This window comes from Mesorhizobium sp. KACC 23794 (genome assembly GCF_052180275.1).
GTDB lineage: Bacteria > Pseudomonadota > Alphaproteobacteria > Rhizobiales > Rhizobiaceae > Kumtagia.
This window is the reverse complement of sequence record NZ_CP197465.1, coordinates 4907082-4928320: the sequence shown is the minus strand read 5'-3', so window position 1 is coordinate 4928320 and position 21239 is coordinate 4907082. Positions and strand designations below refer to the sequence as shown.

The 21239-nt window shown below is 62.5% G+C and carries 15 protein-coding genes; all 15 read left to right on the top strand.

Annotated features, from left to right (window positions below; all coding sequences use genetic code 11):
* Positions 1–45: 45 nt before the first annotated feature.
* The 15 genes from ACSBOB_RS24175 to ACSBOB_RS24105 all read left to right on the top strand — a co-directional run bounded on the left by ACSBOB_RS24175 (position 46) and on the right by ACSBOB_RS24105 (position 21228).
* Positions 46–1071 carry an ABC transporter permease gene (locus tag ACSBOB_RS24175; RefSeq protein WP_442578603.1) on the top strand — a complete coding sequence of 342 codons (1026 nt, stop codon included), beginning with the start codon at positions 46–48 and terminating at the stop codon, positions 1069–1071.
* Positions 1071–1853, top strand: a complete 783-nt coding sequence (locus tag ACSBOB_RS24170; protein WP_442578602.1) for an ATP-binding cassette domain-containing protein — start codon at positions 1071–1073, stop codon at positions 1851–1853. Before ACSBOB_RS24175 ends, ACSBOB_RS24170 begins: the two co-directional genes overlap by 1 nt.
* A 139-nt stretch (positions 1854–1992) precedes the next feature.
* Positions 1993–4458 (top strand): glycogen/starch/alpha-glucan phosphorylase, encoded by a 2466-nt coding sequence (locus ACSBOB_RS24165; protein WP_442583813.1) that lies wholly within the window; start codon positions 1993–1995, stop codon positions 4456–4458.
* A 59-nt stretch (positions 4459–4517) separates the two neighbouring features.
* Positions 4518–6734, top strand: a complete 2217-nt coding sequence (gene glgB, locus ACSBOB_RS24160) for a 1,4-alpha-glucan branching protein GlgB (protein WP_442578601.1) — start codon at positions 4518–4520, stop codon at positions 6732–6734.
* Between the two features lie 20 nt (positions 6735–6754).
* Positions 6755–8017: a glucose-1-phosphate adenylyltransferase gene (gene glgC, locus ACSBOB_RS24155; protein WP_442578600.1), complete on the top strand. Its 1263-nt coding sequence runs from the start codon at positions 6755–6757 to the stop codon at positions 8015–8017.
* A 116-nt stretch (positions 8018–8133) separates the two neighbouring features.
* Positions 8134–9579, top strand: coding sequence for a glycogen synthase GlgA (gene glgA / locus ACSBOB_RS24150; RefSeq protein ID WP_442578599.1), 1446 nt, complete (start codon positions 8134–8136; stop codon positions 9577–9579).
* Between the two features lie 3 nt (positions 9580–9582).
* Positions 9583–11205: an alpha-D-glucose phosphate-specific phosphoglucomutase gene (locus tag ACSBOB_RS24145; RefSeq protein WP_442578598.1), complete on the top strand. Its 1623-nt coding sequence runs from the start codon at positions 9583–9585 to the stop codon at positions 11203–11205.
* The gene (glgX, locus tag ACSBOB_RS24140; protein WP_442578597.1) at positions 11205–13199 is read left to right on the top strand and encodes a glycogen debranching protein GlgX; all 1995 of its coding nucleotides are present in this window, start codon (positions 11205–11207) and stop codon (positions 13197–13199) included. Before ACSBOB_RS24145 ends, glgX begins: the two co-directional genes overlap by 1 nt.
* Complete coding sequence (bglA, locus tag ACSBOB_RS24135; protein ID WP_442578596.1) at positions 13196–14821, top strand: beta-galactosidase BglA; 1626 nt, start codon at positions 13196–13198, stop codon at positions 14819–14821. The genes glgX and bglA overlap by 4 nt, the downstream gene beginning before the upstream one ends.
* 246 nt (positions 14822–15067) lie before the next feature.
* Complete coding sequence (locus tag ACSBOB_RS24130) at positions 15068–16666, top strand: peptide ABC transporter substrate-binding protein (protein ID WP_442578595.1); 1599 nt, start codon at positions 15068–15070, stop codon at positions 16664–16666.
* A gap of 70 nt (positions 16667–16736) precedes the next feature.
* Positions 16737–17660, top strand: a complete 924-nt coding sequence (gene oppB / locus ACSBOB_RS24125; RefSeq protein ID WP_442578594.1) for an oligopeptide ABC transporter permease OppB — start codon at positions 16737–16739, stop codon at positions 17658–17660.
* Positions 17653–18771, top strand: coding sequence for an ABC transporter permease (locus ACSBOB_RS24120; RefSeq protein ID WP_442578593.1), 1119 nt, complete (start codon positions 17653–17655; stop codon positions 18769–18771). The genes oppB and ACSBOB_RS24120 overlap by 8 nt, the downstream gene beginning before the upstream one ends.
* Before the next feature lies 1 nt (position 18772).
* Positions 18773–20392, top strand: a complete 1620-nt coding sequence (locus ACSBOB_RS24115; protein ID WP_442578592.1) for an ABC transporter ATP-binding protein — start codon at positions 18773–18775, stop codon at positions 20390–20392.
* Between the two features lie 245 nt (positions 20393–20637).
* Positions 20638–20889, top strand: coding sequence for a glycine zipper domain-containing protein (locus ACSBOB_RS24110; RefSeq protein WP_442578591.1), 252 nt, complete (start codon positions 20638–20640; stop codon positions 20887–20889).
* 117 nt (positions 20890–21006) lie between these two features.
* Positions 21007–21228 (top strand): hypothetical protein, encoded by a 222-nt coding sequence (locus ACSBOB_RS24105; RefSeq protein WP_442578590.1) that lies wholly within the window; start codon positions 21007–21009, stop codon positions 21226–21228.
* Positions 21229–21239: the final 11 nt, after the last annotated feature.

Genomic DNA, 21239 nt, shown 5'->3' with positions numbered 1-21239 from the left:
CAAACGAGAGACGCATAGAAGCGTCCCGCAACGGAGGAGCCGTCCATGTCGACCGCACAGGAATTCGAGAAGGTTCTCGACAAAAGCGACACCACGGTCGCCTCCTTCGAGAAACAGCGAACGCCAGTCGAGCGGGCCCAGCATTTCCTGCACGCCAATCCAGCGGCGGTGCCGCTGATTGTTCTCGTGCTGTCGGTGTTCCTCTTCGGCGCTGTTCTGGGTTCCAAGTTCTTCGTGGCGCTGCCGCTTATTCTGCAGCAGGTCGCCATATCCGCAATCATCGGCGCCGCGCAGACGCTTGTTATCCTCACAGCCGGCATCGACCTTTCCGTGGGCGCCATCATGGTGCTTTCCTCGGTGGTCATGGGACAGTTTACGTTCCGTTACGGCATTCCCGCGCCCCTCTCCATTCTATTCGGCTTTGCCTGCGGTGCGGCGTGTGGTTGGCTGAACGGGTTTCTCATTGCCCATATGAAACTGCCGCCATTCATTGTAACGCTGGGTACCTGGCAGGTTATCCTTGCGACCAACTTCCTGTATTCTGCCAATGAGACGATCCGAAGCCAGGACATCGCGCAGACCGCGCCGATCCTGCAACTCATCTCCGGCAACAGGATCATCGTCGTCATGTTCCTGCTGGTAGGGTTGCTCTGGTACGTGCTCAATCATACTGCGTGGGGGCGCTACCTCTACGCCATCGGCGACGATCCGGACGCCGCTGAATTGTCCGGCGTGCGAACGAAACGAATGCTGGTGCAGGTCTACATGCTGTCCGGCTTGATCTGCGCATTGGCCGGATGGGTGCTTATCGGCCGCTTGGGATCGGTCTCGCCGACGTCGGGCCAGTTCGCCAACATCGAATCCATCACCGCTGTTGTGATCGGCGGCATATCGCTTTTCGGCGGACGTGGCTCGATCCTCGGCATGATCTTCGGAGCGTTGATCGTCGGCGTGTTCCAACTCGGCCTGCGCATGATCGGCACCGACCCGCAATGGACCTATTTCCTGATCGGCGTCCTCATCATCGCCGCGGTTGCCATCGATCAATGGATCAGAAAGGTTTCAGGCTAATGGAACGCGAACCTCTTCTCACCGCTCGTGGCCTGGTGAAGCGCTATGGCCGCGTCACGGCCCTGAACAACGCCGATTTCGATCTTTATCCCGGCGAAATCCTGGCGGTTATCGGCGACAACGGGGCCGGCAAGTCGTCTCTGATTAAGGCGATCTGTGGCGCTATAACACCCGACGAGGGTGAGATAAAGCTCGAGGGCAAAGTGCTTAAGTTCCGTTCGCCGATGGAGGCGCGGGACGCGGGCATAGAGACGGTTTATCAAAATCTGGCGCTATCGCCGGCCCTGTCGATTACCGACAACATGTTCCTCGGACGCGAGATACGGAAACCCGGCGCACTTGGACAGTATTTCCGGATGCTCGATCGGCCCGCAATGGCGAAGGTCGCGCGTGCCAAACTCTCCGAACTCGGCCTGATGACCATCCAGAACATCAACCAGGCAGTGGAAACGCTGTCGGGTGGTCAGCGTCAGGGCGTGGCGGTGGCGCGCGCCGCGGCCTTCGGTTCCAAGGTCATCATCATGGACGAGCCTACGGCCGCACTTGGTGTCAAGGAATCGCGCCGCGTGCTCGAGCTGATACTGGATGTGCGGCGGCGCGGCATTCCGATCGTGCTGATCTCGCACAATATGCCGCACGTCTTCGAGGTTGCCGATCGCATCCACATCCACCGTCTCGGCCGGCGGCTTATGGTGATCGACCCGAAGGAATACACGATGTCCGACGCGGTCGCCTTCATGACCGGCGCCAAGTCGCCGCCGGAAACGGTGCTTGCCGCTTAGCCAGACAGACCCTGAAACAAAAAAGCTGGACCTCCCTGCCTAATCGATTGAAGTTCCTGCGGCTTCGGTTAGCATGGGAATGGGAGGTAGCCGATCAACTGGCGCTCGGATACGAGCGGGCGCCAACCCGTGGGGTATGATGTTGAAAGCTATGGCGGCCGAAATCCCAGACCAGAGCCTTAAATCCGATCCGAAATCGCTGTCAGCGGACATTCTGAATGTCCTGCGCTACCGTGTCGGTAAGGATCCCTCCGTTGCCACCCAGCATGACTGGCTCTCCGCGGCGATCAAGGTGGTGCGCGACCGCATCATCGACCAGTGGATCGAATCCACCAAGGAGACCTACGAGCACGGCAAGAAGCGGGTCTATTACCTGTCGCTGGAATTCCTGATCGGCCGGCTGATGCGCGACGCCTTCTCCAACATCGGCCTGATGGACGACATGCGCACAGCGCTGTCGACGCTGGGCGTCGACATCGACCTGATCGCGACGCTGGAGCCCGACGCGGCGCTGGGGAATGGCGGCCTGGGGCGCCTCGCCGCCTGCTTCATGGAATCGATGGCGACGGTGGGCGTGCCCGGCCATGGCTACGGCATCCGCTACGTCAACGGCATGTTCCGCCAGGAAATCCATGATGGCTGGCAGGTGGAACTGCCGGAGACATGGCTGGACCACGGCAACCCGTGGGAGTTCGAGCGGCGTGAACGCGCCTTCGAGATCGGCTTCGGCGGTACGGTCGAATCGATCACCGACAAGGCCGGACGGCTGGAGCGCCATGTCTGGAAACCGCAGGAACGGGTGCTGGCGGTGGCCTATGATACGCCGGTGGTCGGCTGGCGCGGCACTCGCGTCAACACCTTGCGGCTGTGGTCGGGTTTCCCGGTCGATCCGATCCTGCTCGCCGCCTTCAACGCCGGCGACCATATCGGCGCGCTTTCCGAAAGCAACAAGGCGGACGCGCTGTCGCGTGTGCTCTATCCGGCGGATTCGCATCAGGCGGGGCAGGAACTGCGGCTGCGGCAGGAATATTTCTTTTCCGCCGCCTCCCTGCAGGACATCGTCCAGCGCCATCTCAGCGCCTATGGCGACTTGGCGACGCTGCCCGACAAGGCCGCGGTGCATATGAACGACACGCATCCGTCCGTGGCGGTGGCCGAACTGATGCGGCTGCTGATGGACGTCCACGGCATGGATTTCGACAAGGCCTGGGCAATCACCAAGGGTACCTTCGCCTATACCAACCACACGTTGCTGCCCGAGGCGCTGGAAAGCTGGCCGGTGCGGCTGTTCGAGCGGCTGTTGCCGCGCCACATGCAGATCATCTACGCGATCAACGCCGAGGTGCTGCTGGAGGCGCGCGCCATCGGCAGGTTCGGCGAAGAGCAGGTGCGCCGCATATCGCTGATCCAGGAGGACGGCGACCGCCGCGTGCGCATGGGCAACCTCGCTTTCGCCGGGTCGCATTCGATCAACGGCGTCTCGGCGCTGCATACGGAGTTGATGAAGGAGACGGTGTTCGCCGATCTCCACAAGCTCTATCCCGACCGCATCAACAACAAGACCAACGGCATCACGCCGCGTCGCTGGCTGTTCCAGAGCAACCAGGGCCTGACCTCGCTCATCCGCGAGGCGATTGGCGAAAAATTCCTCGACGATGTCGAACTGTTGAAGGAACTGGACAATTTTGCCGACGACGCCGCCTTCCGCGAGAAATTCGCGGCGGTGAAGCGGGCGAACAAGGAGAAGCTGGCGGCCGTCACCACCGAGCGTCTTGGCATCCGCGTCGACCCGTCGGCGCTGTTCGACATCCAGATCAAGCGCATCCACGAATACAAGCGCCAGTTGCTGAATATCGTCGAGGCTGTGGCGCTCTATGACCAGATCCGCTCGCATCCCGAGCGCGAATGGATGCCGCGCGTAAAATTCTTCGGCGGCAAGGCCGCACCCAGCTACCACAATGCCAAGCTGATCATAAAGCTCGCCAACGACGTGGCGCGCGTCATCAACCGAGACCCGGCTGTACGCGGCCTGCTCAAGGTCGTGTTCATGCCGAACTACAATGTCAGCCTGGCCGAGGTGATGATGCCGGCCGCAGACCTGTCGGAGCAGATATCGACGGCCGGCATGGAGGCTTCCGGCACAGGCAATATGAAGTTCGCGCTGAATGGCGCCTTGACGATCGGCACGCTGGACGGCGCAAATGTCGAGATCAAGGAATGCGTCGGCGACGATAATATCTTCATCTTCGGCCTGAAGGCCCACGAAGTGGCGGAGCGTCGCGCCAACGGCTACGCGCCGCGCGACGTCATCGAGAAATCGCCGGAACTGTCGCAGGCGCTGGCCGCCATATCGTCGGGCGTGTTCTGCCCGGAGGAGCCCGACCGCTACCGGGCGCTGATCGACGGTATCTTCCAGAGCGACTGGTTCATGGTCGCGGCCGATTTCGACGCCTATGCCGACACGCAGCGCGAGGTCGACGCGGTCTGGCGCAACAGTCCCGACTGGCAGCGCAAGGCAATCCACAACGTCGCCCGCGTCGGCTGGTTCTCTTCGGATCGCACGATCCGCCAATATGCCGAGGAAATATGGGGCGTTCCCTTGTAATCTGAATTCGGGAAAGCTGCCGCAAGAGCAGTTTCCGCCGAAGGGAGGAAAGTCGGACGATGAAGCAGGCGCGTCGACCTGTCGCGGCTCCGAAATCGGCGGTTTCCGCCGCCCAGCGGGACGTCGACGCCATTGTCGCCGGCCGGCACCGCGATGCCTTCGCGGTGCTTGGCCTCCAGGACATCGAAGCCGGGCTGGTGGCGCGCTGCTTCGTGCCGCATGCCGAATCCGTCACGGCTTACACTCTGCAGGGCAAGAAGATCGGCGAGCTTTCGTGCCGGCATGATACCGGCTTCTTCGAAGGCAAGCTTACCATCCGCAAGCGCCAGCCGATCAGATATCACGCCCGCAACGCTACCGGCGACTGGTGGTTGACGGACCCTTTCTCGTTCGGCCCCGTACTGGGGCCGATGGACGACTATTACATCGCCGAGGGCACGCATCTCAGGCTCTTCGACAAGCTCGGCGCGCATCTGATCGACCATGAAGGCGCGTCCGGCGTGCATTTCGCGGTCTGGGCACCGAACGCTCGCCGTGTCTCGGTCGTCGGCGACTTCAACGACTGGGACGGCCGCCGCCATCCGATGCGGTTTCGCCAGGATACAGGCATCTGGGAGATTTTCCTGCCCGACATCGGGGCAGGGCGCGCCTACAAATACGAGATCCTGGGGCCGAAGGGGCAGAGGCTGCCGCTGAAGGCTGATCCCTTCGCTTTCCATTCGGAACTTCGCCCGGCCACCGCTTCCATCACCACCGCGCCGCTCGCCCACAAATGGGGCGACGAGGCGCATAAATCATACTGGGCGCGCGCCGATGCCCGGCGCGAGGCGATGTCGATCTACGAGGTGCATGCCGGCTCGTGGCAGAGGCGCGACGACGGCACTTTCCTGTCATGGGACGAGCTTGCCGACCGGCTCATCCCCTATGTCGTGGAGACCGGCTTCACCCACATCGAGTTCCTGCCGATCACCGAGCATCCCTACGATCCATCGTGGGGGTATCAGACCACCGGCCTCTATGCTCCGACCGCACGGTTCGGCGACCCCGACGGTTTCGCGCGTTTCGTCGATGGCGCCCATCGCGCCGGCGTCGGCGTCATCCTCGACTGGGTGCCGGCGCACTTCCCGGTCGACGAGCACGGGCTTGTCTGGTTCGACGGCACCGCGCTTTACGAGCATGCCGATCCGCGCAAGGGATTCCATCCCGACTGGAACACGGCGATCTACAATTTCGGCCGCCGCGAGGTGGTGTCGTTCCTCGTCAACAATGCCATCTACTGGGCTGAAAAATTCCATCTCGACGGCCTGCGTGTCGATGCCGTCGCCTCGATGCTCTATCTCGACTACTCGCGCAAGCAGGGCGAGTGGATACCCAACGAGAAGGGCGGGCGAGAAAACCTGGAGGCGGTAAAATTCCTCCAGCAGATGAATGTCGCGGTCTACGGTACTCATCCCGGCGTGGTGACGATCGCCGAGGAATCCACATCCTGGCCGAAGGTTTCCCAACCCGTCTATGAGGGCGGCCTCGGCTTCGGCTTCAAGTGGAACATGGGTTTCATGCACGACACCCTGGAGTATTTCGCCAAGGAGCCAATTTTCAGGAAACATCATCACGACCAGATCACTTTCGGCCTGGTCTATGCCTTCAGCGAGAATTTCGTATTGCCGCTTTCCCACGACGAGGTCGTGCATGGAAAAGGCACGCTGATCTCGAAAATGTCCGGCAGCGACGACTGGCAGAAATTCGCGACGTTGCGCGCCTATTACGGGTTCATGTGGGGTTATCCCGGCAAGAAGCTGTTGTTCATGGGGCAGGAATTCGCGCAGCGCCGCGAATGGAGCGAGGAGCGCGCGCTCGACTGGTTCATGCTGGACCATGCCGCGCATCGCGGCGTGCATTCCACGGTTCGCGACCTCAACTATCTCTACCGTTCGCGGCCGGCTCTGCATGCCCGTGACTGCGAGCCCGAAGGTTTCACCTGGTTGATCGTCGACGATCGGCAGAACTCGGTGTTCGCCTGGGCGCGCAATGCGCCGGAACACGATCCGATCGTGGTCGTCTGCAATTTCACGCCCGTGCAGCGTGATTTCTACGAGGTGCCAATGCCCCGGGCGGGCAAGTGGCGCGAAATCATGAACACCGATGCGGCCGACTACGGCGGCTCGGGAAAAGGCAATGGCGGCGCCGTCGAGGCGCGCGCCGCGGAAGGGGGAGTGAAAGTGACGATGCTGCTGCCGCCGCTTTCGACGATAATGCTGGAATTCGCCGGCGAATGAGCAAGCTTGGGAGGATCTAGATGGCGGAACTCAAGAGAAACCAGCCCCTGGCGCGCGACGCCATGGCCTATGTGCTGGCCGGCGGGCGCGGCAGCCGTCTCAAGGAACTGACCGACCGGCGCGCAAAGCCGGCGGTGTATTTCGGCGGCAAGACGCGCATCATCGACTTCGCGCTGTCGAACGCGCTGAATTCCGGCATCCGCCGTCTGGCCGTCGCGACCCAATACAAGGCGCATTCGCTGATCCGCCACTTGCAGCGCGGCTGGAATTTTCTACGACCCGAACGCAACGAAAGCTTCGACATCCTGCCGGCCAGCCAGCGTGTTTCGGAGACGCAATGGTACGAGGGCACGGCTGACGCCGTGTTCCAGAACATCGACATTATCGAGGCCTATGGCCCTGAATACATGGTCATCCTTGCCGGCGACCACATCTACAAGATGGATTATGAACTGATGCTGCGTCAGCATGTCGACGCCGGCGCCGACGTGACGGTGGGCTGCCTGGAAGTGCCGCGCATGGAAGCGACCGGCTTCGGCGTGATGCATGTCGACGAAAAGGACAACATCGTCGCCTTCATCGAGAAGCCGGCCGAACCACCCGGCATTCCGGGCAATCCCGACTTCGCGCTCGCCTCGATGGGCATCTACGTCTTCAAAACGAAATTCCTGATGGACCAGTTGCGCCGCGACGCCAACGATTCCTCGTCGAGCCGCGATTTCGGCAAGGACATCATCCCCTACATCGTCGACCACGGCAAAGCCGTGGCGCATCGCTTCACAAAATCCTGCGTGCGCTCGAGCGCCGAGAACGAGGCCTACTGGCGTGATGTTGGAACGGTGGACGCCTATTGGGAGGCCAATATCGACCTGACTGACGTGACGCCGGAACTCGACCTCTACGACCGCGACTGGCCCATCTGGACTTATGCCGAGTTGAAGCCGCCGGCGAAATTCGTCCACGATGACGATGGGCGGCGTGGCATGGCGGTTTCGTCGCTGGTCTCAGGCGACTGCATCATTTCCGGCGCATCGCTGAAGCGCAGCCTGATCTTCACCGGCGCGCGTATCAATTCCTACTCGACCCTGGACGAGGTGGTGATGCTTCCGGACTGCGTCGTCGGCCGCAAGTCGCGCCTGAAGCGCGCGGTGCTCGACCATGGCGTGGTCATACCCGAGGGTCTGGTCGTCGGGGAGGATCCGGTGCTTGACGCCAAGCGGTTCCGGGTTTCGGAGAAGGGCATCTGCCTGATAACCCAGCCGATGATCGACAGGTTGAGCTGATGAAGTCGGGTGCCGGGGACAGTTTACTTTCTTTCCGCGGAAGGGCCGAAGCGCATCGAGGCTGGCGCGGGCGGAAAAAAGTAAACTGTCCCCTGCGCTTGCATGGGAGATGCTGAATGCAGGTTCTCGCCGTCACGCCGGAAATCTATCCTTTGATCAAGACTGGCGGCCTGGCCGACGTGACCGGCGCCCTGCCGATCGCATTGGGCAAGCACGGCGTGACGACGCGGACGCTGGTGCCCGGCTATCCCGTCGTCATGGCAGCCTTCAAGAAAAAGAAGCCGATCCATCAATATACCGAACTGCAGGGCGGCAAGGCGGCGATCCATGTGGCGAAAGTCGGCGAACTCGACTTGTTCGTGCTTGATGCGCCGCATCTCTTCGACCGCATCGGCGGGCCATATGGCGACGCTGGCGGCAAGGACTGGCCGGACAACTGGCGACGCTTCGCCGCGCTTAGCCAGGTCGGCGCAGACATCGCGGCCGGGGCGGTTCCCGGTTATGCACCAGACCTCGTCCACGTTCACGACTGGCAGGCAGCGCTGACGCTGGCTTACATGCGTTTCGGCAAGGCGGTCGGCGTGCCGTCCGTCATCACCGTTCACAATTTGGCCTTCCAGGGGCAATTCGGCGCCGCGATCTTCCCCGAACTCGGGCTGCCGCCGCAGGCGATGGCGCTGGACGGCGTCGAATATTATGGCGGCGTCGGCTATCTGAAGGCCGGCCTGCAATCCGCCTGGGCGATCACCACGGTGAGCCCGACCTATGCGCAGGAGATCAGGTCGCCGCAGTTCGGCATGGGTCTCGACGGGCTGATCAACAGCCGCGCCGTCGACCTGCATGGCATCGTCAACGGCATCGATCCTGAAACCTGGGACCCGGCAAGCGACCACTATCTCGTGTCGCGGTTTTCACACAAGGCGCTGAAGGCCCGCGAGCCCAACCGGCTGGCGGTGGAACAACGCTTCGGCCTCGATGCCGACAAGGCTCCGCTGGTCTGCGTCATCAGCCGGCTGACATGGCAGAAGGGCATGGACGTGTTTGCCGCCGTGATCGACCAGATCGTGTCCACCGGCGTCAAGATCGCCGTGCTCGGCTCCGGCGATTCCGGGCTGGAGGGCGCGCTGCACGCCGCTGCCGCGCGGCATCGGGGCAGGGTGGGCGTCGTCATCGGCTATGACGAGGCGCTCTCGCACATCATGCAGGGCGGCTGCGACGCGATCGTCATCCCATCGCGTTTCGAGCCTTGCGGCCTGACGCAGCTCTATGGTCTGCGCTACGGCTGCGTGCCGATGGTGGCGCGCACCGGCGGGCTGGCAGACACGATCATCGACGCCAACGAGGCCGCGGTTGCGGCCGGCGTGGCAACCGGGCTGCAATTCGCGCCGGAGAACGGCGCCGCGTTGATGCAGGCGATGCGCCGCATGGTGGACCTGCATTCCGACCGCGCTACATGGGGCACGATCCAGAAGCAGGGAATGAAAGCGGATGTCTCCTGGCATAGGAGCGCCGCCAAATACGCTGAACTCTACAAATCACTGATCGCAAGGAAAGCGGCCTGAGGCATGACGCGAACCGTCGAAACCACCCCCTATGCCGACCAGAAACCCGGAACCTCCGGCTTACGCAAGAAAGTGCCGGTCTTCCAGCAAAAGAACTATGCGGAGAACTTCATCCAGTCGGTGTTCGACGCGCTGGAGGGTTTCGCCGGCAAGACGCTGGTGATCGGCGGCGACGGCCGGTTCTATAACCGCGAGGTGATCCAGAAGGCGATTGCCATGGCCGCCGCCAATGGATTTGGCAAGGTGATCGTCGGTCAGGGCGGCATCCTGTCGACACCGGCTGCGTCCAACGTCATCCGCAAATACAAGGCGTTCGGCGGGCTTATCCTGTCGGCCAGCCATAATCCCGGCGGGCCGCATGAGGACTTCGGCATCAAATACAATATCGGCAACGGCGGACCGGCGCCGGAAAAGATCACCGATGCGATCTTCGCGCGGACGCGGGCGATCTCAAGCTACAAGATCGCCGATATCGGCGCGGTCGACATTGATACGGTGAAGACTTTCGATGTCGCCGGCATGACCGTAGACGTCATCGATCCGGTCAAGGACTATGCCGAACTGATGGAGACGCTGTTCGATTTCGACGCGATTCGCGTCATGTTCAAGGGCGGCTTCCGCATGCGCTTCGACGCCATGCATGCCGTGACCGGTCCTTACGCTAAGGAAATCCTGGAGAATCGATTGGGCGCGGCGAACGGCACGGCGCGAAACTTCAAGCCTCTGGAGGATTTCGGCGGGCATCATCCAGACCCGAACCTCGTTCATGCAAAACATCTCTACGACGAGATGATGGGACCGAACGCGCCTGACTTTGGTGCCGCCTCGGACGGCGACGGCGACCGCAACCTGATCATCGCCAAGGGCATGTTCATTCCGCCGTCGGACTCGCTGGCGATGCTCGCGGCCAACGCGCATCTGGCGCCTGGCTATAAGGCGGGGCCGAAAGGCATCGCCCGCTCGATGCCGACGAGCGGCGCGGCGGACCGGGTCGCGGCAAAGCTCGGCGTCGGCATGTACGAGACGCCGACCGGCTGGAAATTCTTCGGCAATCTGCTCGACGCCGGCATGGCGACGATCTGCGGCGAGGAAAGCGCGGGCACCGGCTCCGACCATGTGCGCGAGAAGGACGGGCTGTGGGCGGTGCTGCTGTGGCTGAACATCCTCGCGGTGCGCAAGGAGAGCGCCAAGGCGATCGCCGAGCAGCATTGGACCACCTACGGCCGCAACTATTACTCGCGCCACGACTATGAGGAGGTGGATTCCAACGCCGCCAACCAGCTCGTGTTGGAACTGCGCGCAAAGCTGGATTCGCTGCCCGGAACGAAGCTGCGCGGGCTGACGGTCGAGAGAGCGGACGACTTCGCCTATCACGACCCGGTCGACGGCTCTATCAGCGAGCATCAGGGCATCCGGGTGCTGTTCGAGGGCGGCTCGCGCTTCGTCATCCGCCTGTCCGGTACCGGCACCTCCGGCGCGACACTGCGGCTCTATGTCGAGCGCTACGAGCAGTCGCGGCTTGATCTCGACACGCAGGAAGCGCTTGCCGATCTGATCGGCGCGGCTGATGATATCGCCGGAATCCGCAGCCATACCGGACGGAACAAGCCGAGCGTCATCACCTGATGAGTGACAAAATCTCCGCTCCAGCGGAGCCGAGATTTGGAGCACGTCCGACCGGAACGGGCGTTGACTTCGCCGTGTGGTCGGGCGCGGCGGAGCGTGTCTGGCTCTGCCTTTTCGATGGCGACGTCGAGACTGCCCGCATCGACATGGATGCAGGCGAAGGAGGCGTGTTCAGCACGAGCGTTGCGGGGCTTCGCGCCGGACAACGTTACGGCTTTCGCGCAGACGGCCCCTATCAGCCTGAACGCGGCCTCTGGTTCGATCCCGACAAGCTGCTGATGGACCCCTATGCGGTCGCAATCGACCGGCCCTATGCGTATGACGCGCGGCTGGCGCTGAAGCGTAGCGCGGGCGGCGACACGGCGGCGCTGATGCCAAAGGCGGTCGTCACTGTTCTGCCGGAGCCGGTGAAGGCCGAACCGCCGCTGTTCTCACCGGGCGGCTTGATCTACGAGGTCCAGGTCCGGGCCTTCACGAAACTGCATCCGGATGTGCCGGAGGAACTTCGCGGAACAATCGCCGCGCTTGCTCATCCGGCGATCATCGAGCATCTCGTCAAACTAAACGTGTCGGCAATCGAGCTGATGCCGGTAACCGCATGGATCGACGAGCGGCATCTTGGGTCGCTCGGATTGACCAATGCCTGGGGCTACAACCCCGTCTCCTTCATGGTGCTCGACCCGCGCATCGCGCCAGGTGGCATCGGCGAATTGCGGGAGACGGTGGCGGCGTTGCGGAAAGCCGGCATCGGCGTCATCCTCGATCTCGTCTTCAATCATACCGGAGAGAGCGACGAATTCGGCCCGACGCTGTCGCTGCGAGGTCTCGACAACCGCACCTACTATCGGCATGCGCCCGATGACCCCGGAAAACTGGTGAACGACACTGGCACCGGCAACACGCTCGCCTGCGACCATCCGGTGGTGCAGGAACTGGTTCTCGACACGCTGCGGCATTTCGTTCGCTACGCCGGCGTGGACGGGTTTCGCTTCGATCTCGCGCCGATCCTCGGACGCAACGATGACGGCTTCGACCCTGACGCGCCCCTGCTGAGGGCGCTGCGCGAGGACGCTATTCTCAATGACCGGGTGATGATCGCCGAGCCGTGGGACATTGGGCCGGACGGTTATCAGCTCGGCAATTTTCGGCAGCCCTTCCTCGAATGGAACGACCGGTTCCGCGATGACATCAGACGCTTCTGGCGCCGCGACCGCGGCATGGTCGGCACGCTGGCGACGCGGCTGGCCGGTTCGTCAGACGTGTTCAAAGGCGCAGCGACCCGAACCGTGAATTTCCTCGCCGCGCATGACGGATTTTCGCTCGCCGACCTCGTTGCCTATGAGCGCAAGCACAACGAGGCCAACGGCGAGATGAACCGCGACGGCCACAACGAGAATTTCTCGTGGAACAACGGTGTCGAGGGCGCGACGGGCGATGCGGTGATCCTCGCCGAGCGCCGCCGCGACCTGATGGCGCTGCTGGCGACGCTGTTTTTCTCGCGCGGCACGATCATGCTGACGGCCGGCGACGAATTCGGCCGCTCGCAACAGGGCAACAACAATGCCTATGCGCAGGACAATCTGATCTCCTGGCTCGACTGGAGCAATCGTGACCGCGTGCTGGAAGAGTTCGCATTCGCGCTTGCCGCGATCCGTAAGCAACTACCGACGTTGCGTGACTACGCGTTTCTGACTGGCGAGACAAATGAAGCGGGCCTGCTTGATGTCGAATGGCTGACCGAGGCCGGCAGACCGATGGCCGAGCAGGACTGGAATGATGGCGGCCGCAGCCGGCTGATGATGGTTCTTGCCGCGAAAGACGGCTCGCGCATTGCCGCCGTCGTTAACGGCGACCGTCGCGCGACTGCGATTGTGCTGCCGGACCGCGCCGGCTTTTGTTGGACGAACCTTACGGCCGAGCAGCGATCCGATCCTGCCGGTCCGCCGGTGATAGCCGGCCGCACATGCGCCTGGTTTTTGGAGAAAGCCGAATGAATGCATTGTCCGACTGGTGGCGTGGCTGCGCGATCTACCAGGTCTATCCGCGCTCCTACCAGGACACGACCGGCGACGGCAGCGGCGATTTGAAGGGCATCACCCGCCGTCTCGGGCACATCGCCTCGCTCGGCGTCGACGCAGTGTGGCTGTCGCCGTTCTTCAAGTCGCCGATGGCGGACATGGGCTACGACGTGTCGGATTATTGTGCGGTCGATCCGATGTTCGGCACGCTCGATGATTTCGATGCAATGATCGCCGAGGCGCACCGGCTCGGGCTCAGGATCATCATCGACCAGGTGCTGTCGCATTCGTCAGACCGGCATCCGTGGTTTGTCGAAAGCCGGGCGAGCCGCAAGAACCCGAAAGCCGACTGGTATGTCTGGGCCGATCCGAGACCCGACGGCTCGGCGCCCAACAACTGGCTGTCCATCTTCGGCGGGCCGGCCTGGGAATGGGATTCGATGCGCAAGCAATATTATTTGCACAATTTTTTGGCCTCGCAGCCTGATCTCAACTTCCACAATCCGGACGTGCAGCAGGCGTTGCTAGCCGCCGTACGCTTCTGGCTGGATCGCGGGGTGGATGGCTTTCGGCTGGATACGGTGAACTTCTACGTCCACGACAAGACGCTGCGTGACAACCCACCGCTGCGCATGAGCAAGGCGGCAAAGCAAAAACAGACCAACCCCTACGAGTACCAGAACCACCTGCACGACAAGACGCAGCCGGAAAACCTCGTCTTCCTCAAGCGGTTCCGGGTTCTGCTGAATGAATACGACAACCGCGCCTCGGTGGGCGAAGTGGGCGACGGCCAGCGTTCTCTGCAGACGGTCGCGGCCTACACATCGGGCGGCGACAAGCTCAACATGTCCTATACATTCGACATGCTCGGCCCGGATTTCTCCGCCGCGCATGTGAAAAAATGCATCTCGGCCTTCGAGACGTCGGTGACCGACGGCTGGATCTGCTGGGCGTTTTCGAACCACGATGTGATCCGCCATGTGACCCGCTGGACGAAACCTGGCCAATCGCCGGCGGCTACGGCAAAATTCGCAATCGCCTTGCTCGCCTGCCTGCGCGGCTCGATCTGCATCTATCAGGGCGAGGAACTCGGTTTGGAGGAAGCGGAGCTCGCCTTCGAGGATCTGGTCGATCCCTATGGCATCCGCTTCTGGCCGGGCTTCAAGGGCCGCGACGGCTGCCGCACGCCGATGCCGTGGCAGGCAGAGGCGCATGCTGGCGGATTCACTACCGGAAAACCGTGGCTGCCGGTGCCGGAGGCTCACCGGGCACTGGCGGTGGATCGGCAGGACAATACTGCCGATTCCGTGCTGGCGTGCTACCGCGAGGTGCTGAAATTCCGGCGTGGCGAGCAGCCGCTGGTGAAGGGATCGATCGAACTGCTGGACGGGCCGCAGGATGTGCTCCTGTTCGCTCGCGCCGCCGGCAACGAAAAACTGCTCTGCGCCTTCAATTTCGGGGATGAGGCGATCAATACCGAACTCCCGCCAGAGCTAGGTGGTGCGGCGGCGGTCGGTTTTCCCAATGCCGAGGGAACGATGGAAGGCAAAACCCTTCGCCTGCCGCCCGTGGGCATCTTTGTCGGCCGGATCGCCTGACTGGCGCCGCAGCAGAGCGCCACCCGTGATTGCAAGGCAAACGGGGTTGCGAGTGGACGGCCGCCAGGACTGATCTTCCTCTGCGTGATCTGTCGGGATGGTTGAATTAGCCTTCGCCGGTGCTAGTGTCGCGGCACGGGGCGGTCACGGGCAATCCGGGCCGCATTCACCGTGCCGGCGCTGTCCGGCACAACACGTGACGCCTGTCGCGGCTGAGGGGCCGTGGCCAAGTGGGAGATCAGACAAATGAAGATGCGAAACCTGTTGAAGGCGACGGTATTTACCGTGAGCCTGACGGCTGCCGGCGGGATGATGCTGGCACCGGCCTTTGCCGAAGTGGTCTACAACCGCGGCAGCGCGGCGGAACCGGAATCGGTCGACCCGCACAAGACCTCGACGGTCTATGAAGCGCATGTGCTGCGCGACCTGTTCATGGGTCTCGTCATGCAGGACGCCAAGGCGGAACTGATCCCCGGCGCCGCCGAAAGCTGGACGGTCTCCGATGACGGCAAGACCTATACGTTCAAGCTGCGCGCCGGCGCGACCTGGTCGGACGGCAGCCCGGTGACCGCCGATGACTTCCTCTATTCGTTCCGCCGCCTCGAGGATCCGGCCACCGGCGCCGAATATGCCTCGATGCTCTATCCGATCGTCAACGCCGAGGAAGTCAACACGGGCAAGGCGAAGCCGGAGGACATGGGCGTGAAGGCGGTAGACGCCAATACGCTGGAAGTGACGCTGAAGGCGCCGACGCCTTATTTCCTGGAAATGCTGACGCACCAGGCGGCCTATCCGGTGAACAAGGCATCGATCGAAAAGGACGGAGCCGACTGGATCAAGCCCGGCAAGCTGGTTTCGAACGGCGCCTTCACGCTTGCCGAATGGGTGCCGAACGATCACATCAAGATGGTCAAGAACCCGAAATTCTATGATGCCGCCAACGTCAAGATCGATGTCGTCAACTTCATCCCGACCGAGGATCGGTCCTCGGCCATGAAGCGCTTCGAGGCAGGCGAACTGGACAGCTACGACGATCTTCCGACAGAGCAGCTTCCCGACCTCAAGGCCAAGTTCGGCGACCAGATCCGCGTCGCGCCCTATCTCGGCAGCTATTATTACGCGATCAAGACCGACAAGGCACCCTGGGACAATGTCGAACTGCGCACCGCGATTTCGGAAGCGATCGACCGCGATTTCCTCGCCGAGAAAGTCTGGAACAATTCTATGTTCCCCGGCTATTCGATGGTTCCGCCCGGCACCGTTGGCTATACGGCGGCAATTGCAAGCTATGCCGACAAATCCCAGATCGACCGCGAGGACGAGGCCAAGGCCGTTCTCGTGAAGCTCGGCTATGGTCCCGACAAGCCGCTGAAGATGGAAATCCGCTACAACACGTCGGAGAACCATAAGAACACGGCAGTCGCCATCCAGGAGCAGTTGAAGCCGCTCGGCATCGAGGTGACGCTGCTCAATACCGATACGAAGACACACTACGCTCATCTGGAGCAGAAGGGCGACTACGATGTGGCGCGTATCGGCTGGATCGCCGATTATCAGGATCCGGAGACATTTCTGGGCACCCTCAGGAAAGCCAGCGGCAACAACTATTCCAACTACAACAGCCCGAAGTTCGAGGAGTTGATGGACAAGGCGGCCGCCGCCGGCGGCAATCCGGAAGAGCGCATGAAGCTTCTGGGTGAAGCCGAGCGGCAAGTCGTCGACGATGTCGCCATAATCCCGCTGCTCTACTACAGCTACAAGGACATCGTTTCGCCGAAGCTCACGGGCTTCGACGACAACGTCATGGACGTCCATCCGTCGCGCTTCATCAGCAAGACTGAATAAGACTGTCCGCAAAATGGCCGCTCCACGCGTGTGGAGCGGCTCGCGGGCCTGTTAACGAGGTCTTGCGCTCATGCTGATCTACGTCGTCAGGCGCCTTCTCACGGCCATACCTACGCTTTTTGTCATCGTCACGCTGGCGTTCTTCCTGATCAGGGTCGCGCCGGGCGGGCCGTTCAACCAGGAGCGTGGGCTGAGCCCCGAGATCAAGGCCAACCTTGAGGCCCAGTTCGGGTTGAACGACCCGCTCTGGCTTCAATATGTCAACTATCTCAAGAACTTGCTGCATGGCAATTTCGGCCCGAGCTACAATCTCCCGGATTTTACCGTGGGCGAACTCTTCGCCAACGGCCTGCCGATCTCGATCCAGCTCGGCGCCGCCGCCCTGGTGCTGGCGCTTATCGTCGGGTCGGGATTGGGCATCGTCGCTGCGCTGAACCAGAACAAGGTTGTCGACTACGCGGTGATCGCCACCGCGACGGCCGGCAGCACCATCCCGACCTTCGTCATCGCGCCGGTGATCCAGCTGCTGTTCGGCCTGACCTGGAGCCTGCTGCCGATCGGCGGCTGGGGCGACGGCGCGCTGCTGAACAAGATCGGCCCGGTGCTGACCTTGTCGTTGCCGCAAATCGCGATCGTGGCGCGGCTGATGCGCGGCTCGATGATCGAATCGCTGCGCTCGCATCATATCCGCACGGCCCGCGCGCTCGGTCTTTCGGAGTGGTCGGTCGTGGTGCGCCACGCCTTGCGCGGGGCACTGCTGCCGATCGTATCCTACGCCGGGCCGGCGGCAGCGGCGTTGCTCACCGGCTCCATCATCGTCGAGACGATTTTTTCGATACCCGGCGTCGGCCGCTATTTCGTCGATGCGGCCCTCAATCGCGATTATACGCTGGTGATGGGGACCGTCGTGGTGATCGCCATCTTCACCATCGTGTTCAACCTTATTGTCGACATCCTCTACGCCGTGGTCGATCCCCGGGTGCGCTATGACTGACGCGGTGATGGAAAATGCTGTTGCCGGCCGTTCTTTCTGGGGTGACGCCTGGGCGCGACTCAAGGCCAACCGCGCTGCGATGGTCAGTCTGATTTACCTTGGCGTGATGGCCGTCGTCTGCATCGCCGGCCCCTGGTTCGTGCCGCACCAGTACACGACGATCTACAGCGACTACGTGCGCATACCGCCGAGCCTGTCCGCCTATCCGAAAGCCGATATGATCGAGACGGCGCTGACCGACGTTCTGAAGCGCATGCGCGTCGACCTGAAGGACTGGCGGCAGGAGGGCGAGCGCATCTTCGTGACGGTGACGTCATCGCGCGAGATCGATGAGCGCAACACGCGCTATATCGATCGTTCCGATACGTTCGACGACGCGAAAGTGGAAGAGAAGTCCGCCGACGGTCTGACGATGACCATGAGTGCGGCGATCAAGCAGCAATATTTCCTGTTCGGCACCGACAATACGGGCCGCGACCTGCTGTCGCGAACGTTGATGGCCGGGCGCGTCTCGCTGGCGATCGGTCTTCTGGCCGGCGTCGTGGCGGTGGTAATCGGCGTGCTCTACGGCGCGACAGCGGGCTTCCTCGGCGGCCGAGCCGATGAAATCATGATGCGCATCGTCGACGTGCTTTATTCGTTGCCCTTCATCTTCTTCGTCATCATGCTGGTTGTGTTCTTCGGCCGAAACTTCGTGCTGATGTTCCTGGCCGTCGGCGCGGTGCTGTGGCTGGACATGGCGCGCATCGTGCGCGGCCAGGCGCTGTCGATAAGAAGGCAGGAGTATGTGCAGGCGGCGGAGGCGCTTGGCGTCGCGCGTGTCGGCATCGTCATGCGCCATATCGTGCCGAACCTGCTCGGCGTGGTGGTCATCTACATGACGCTGTTGGTGCCGCAGGTGATCATCCTGGAGAGTTTTCTGTCTTTCCTCGGGCTCGGCGTGCAGGAGCCGATGACCAGTTGGGGCGTGCTGATCTCCGTGGGAGCCAAGAACATCGGCACCGCCAACTGGCTGCTGCTGTTTCCAGCGGTGTTCCTTGTTTCGACGCTGTTCGCCCTGAATTTTGTCGGCGATGGTCTGCGCGACGCGCTCGATCCGAAGGACCGCTGAGATGGCAGAAGGAGCTCCAATCCTCGCCGTCAGGGACTTGCGCGTCAGCTTCCGCACGCTGGATGGCGCAGTCGAAGCCGTCAAAGGCGTAAACCTTCATGTCAACGCCGGCGAGACGGTGGCGATCGTGGGCGAATCCGGCTCCGGCAAGAGCCAGACCATGATGGCGGCGATGAGTTTGCTGGCGTCGAACGGTGCCGCCACCGGGGCCGTCGAGTATCGTGGCCGAAACCTGCTCGGCCTGTCGAAGAGCGAATTGAACAAGGTTCGCGGCAGCAAGATCAGCATGATCTTCCAGGAGCCGATGACCTCGCTCGACCCGCTCTATTCGATCGGCAGCCAGTTGATGGAGCCGATCAGGAGGCATCGCGGGCTCAGCGCGGCGGATGCCAGGGCAGAGGCGCTTCGCCTGCTCGAACTGGTGCATATTCCGGACCCGAAGCGGCGGTTCAAATCCTATCCCTACGAAATGTCCGGTGGCCAGCGGCAGCGCGTCATGATCGCCATGGCGCTGGCCAACGATCCCGACATCCTGATTGCCGACGAGCCGACGACGGCGCTCGATGTCACGGTGCAGGCGCAGATCCTCAAGCTGCTTGCCGAGCTTCAGCGCAAGTTCGGCATGGCGATCGTCTTCATCACCCACGATCTCGGTATCGTGCGCAGGCTGGCTGACCGGGTCTATGTCATGCGTTACGGCGAGGTGGTCGAGGAGGGGGCTACCACAGCGATCTTCTCCGCGCCGAAGCACGATTACACGAAGATGCTGCTTGCCGCCGAGCCAACCGGCCACAAGGCGCCGCCGGCGGCCGGAGCGCCGGTGATCCTGGAGGGACGCAACGTCGAGGTGACGTTCGAGATCGGCGGCGGGTTTTTGGCTGGCGATCCGATGATCCTGCGTGCCGTCGACAAGATTTCCGTCGCGCTCCGCCAGGAGCAGACGATCGGCATCGTCGGCGAATCCGGGTCTGGCAAGTCGACGCTCGGCCGGGCGCTGCTGCGCCTGCTGCCGAGCCGGGGCGTGATCCGCTTCGGCATGAAGGACATCGACCGGCTGGACCGCGAGGCGATGCGGCCACTGCGGCGGGAACTGCAACTGGTCTTCCAGGACCCGTTCGGGTCGCTTTCGCCGCGCATGACGATCGGCCAGATCGTCACCGAGGGTTTGCTCGTCCACGAGCCGGGCTTGTCGAAGGCGGAGCGCGACCGTCGTGCGGTCGAGGCGCTGCGGGAGGTCGGTCTCGATCCGGGCATGCGCAACCGCTATCCGCACGAATTCTCGGGCGGCCAGCGCCAGCGCATCGCGATCGCGCGCGCCATGATCCTGAAGCCGCGGGTGGTGGTGCTCGACGAACCGACCTCCGCGCTGGACCGGTCCGTGCAGAAGCAGATCGTCGAGCTTCTGCGCGATCTGCAGAAGTCGCACCAGCTGTCCTACCTGTTCATCAGCCATGACCTCTCGGTGGTGCGCGCCATGGCGGACTACATCATCGTCATGAAGGAAGGCAGGATCGTCGAGCAGGGCGAAACCGAGGCGATTTTCGATCGTCCGCGCGAGGATTACACCCGCACCCTGATGGCGGCGGCAGTCGACGAAACGCTGTTCCGGGCGACAGGCTGACGAGGGGCCTTGTTAAAGAAAATGAGACCCGGCATTGGGGCAAGAGGCCGGGTCCCTAAGGCATATCCATCTGGAATGATTGAAGGTTACGAAGCCTGTGTAACCGCCGGATGCCGCGCGCCTCGCCAATGTAACGGCAAGGCGGTTAGCCAAGATTGACGACGATCCTTGCGGCTGGATCGAGGGAACGTTACCCTTGGGCGGACGTTACGAGACACGTCGAACTGAGAGAGGGATTTCCACTCATGAAGAAGATACTGATCCTGCTGGCCGTGGTGGCGGGCGTTGCGGGCTGCTCGAATACGGAAAAGGGCGCGGTTATCGGCGGTGCGAGCGGTGCGCTTATCGGTGGCTTGGCAAGCGGCGACGCTGGCGGCGCGATCATTGGCGGCATTGCTGGTACGGCGGTGGGCGCGCTGATCGGCAACGTCGCCGACCAGCCTGGCAAGTGCTACTATCGTGGCCGCGACGGACGTCGCTACATCGCCCGCTGCTGATCTCGATCCAGCGTCGGATCGGAGTGCGCCCGCGCCGAAAGCGCGGGCGTTTGCTTTTCTGATGGGTGCAACTCTTCCTTTTGCCTCGCGTTTCGATGGCGTGCCTGGAGAAATGCCATGACCGGAAGATCTGGACCCCAGCGGCTGACGCCTGATGGCAAACCGCTGCCGCCCCGCCGAACGGGCGACGAGGGCGACGCCAGTTCGGTCGATGGCGTGGAGGATACCGCAGTGGCCGGCGATGCCGGCAAAGGCGGTTATGCCAACACCGACGAAGTGACAGTGACGCAGGACGGACTGGTCCGCCGTGGTGACCAGCGTGATCGCCCTCTGGTTTGAGAAGCCGTCCA

Bases quoted from the DNA above. Each gene is read 5' to 3' on its own strand.
- ACSBOB_RS24120 (WP_442578593.1), top strand. From the start codon at position 17,653: ATGACTGACGCGGTGATGGAAAATGCTGTTGCCGGCCGTTCTTTCTGG.
- ACSBOB_RS24170 (WP_442578602.1), top strand. From the start codon at position 1,071: ATGGAACGCGAACCTCTTCTCACCGCTCGTGGCCTGGTGAAGCGCTAT.
- oppB (WP_442578594.1), top strand. From the start codon at position 16,737: ATGCTGATCTACGTCGTCAGGCGCCTTCTCACGGCCATACCTACGCTT.
- glgB (WP_442578601.1), top strand. From the start codon at position 4,518: ATGAAGCAGGCGCGTCGACCTGTCGCGGCTCCGAAATCGGCGGTTTCC.
- ACSBOB_RS24175 (WP_442578603.1), top strand. From the start codon at position 46: ATGTCGACCGCACAGGAATTCGAGAAGGTTCTCGACAAAAGCGACACC.
- ACSBOB_RS24165 (WP_442583813.1), top strand. From the start codon at position 1,993: ATGTTGAAAGCTATGGCGGCCGAAATCCCAGACCAGAGCCTTAAATCC.
- bglA (WP_442578596.1), top strand. From the start codon at position 13,196: ATGAATGCATTGTCCGACTGGTGGCGTGGCTGCGCGATCTACCAGGTC.
- ACSBOB_RS24105 (WP_442578590.1), top strand. From the start codon at position 21,007: ATGACCGGAAGATCTGGACCCCAGCGGCTGACGCCTGATGGCAAACCG.
- glgC (WP_442578600.1), top strand. From the start codon at position 6,755: ATGGCGGAACTCAAGAGAAACCAGCCCCTGGCGCGCGACGCCATGGCC.
- ACSBOB_RS24145 (WP_442578598.1), top strand. From the start codon at position 9,583: ATGACGCGAACCGTCGAAACCACCCCCTATGCCGACCAGAAACCCGGA.
- ACSBOB_RS24130 (WP_442578595.1), top strand. From the start codon at position 15,068: ATGAAGATGCGAAACCTGTTGAAGGCGACGGTATTTACCGTGAGCCTG.
- ACSBOB_RS24115 (WP_442578592.1), top strand. From the start codon at position 18,773: ATGGCAGAAGGAGCTCCAATCCTCGCCGTCAGGGACTTGCGCGTCAGC.
- glgX (WP_442578597.1), top strand. From the start codon at position 11,205: ATGAGTGACAAAATCTCCGCTCCAGCGGAGCCGAGATTTGGAGCACGT.
- ACSBOB_RS24110 (WP_442578591.1), top strand. From the start codon at position 20,638: ATGAAGAAGATACTGATCCTGCTGGCCGTGGTGGCGGGCGTTGCGGGC.
- glgA (WP_442578599.1), top strand. From the start codon at position 8,134: ATGCAGGTTCTCGCCGTCACGCCGGAAATCTATCCTTTGATCAAGACT.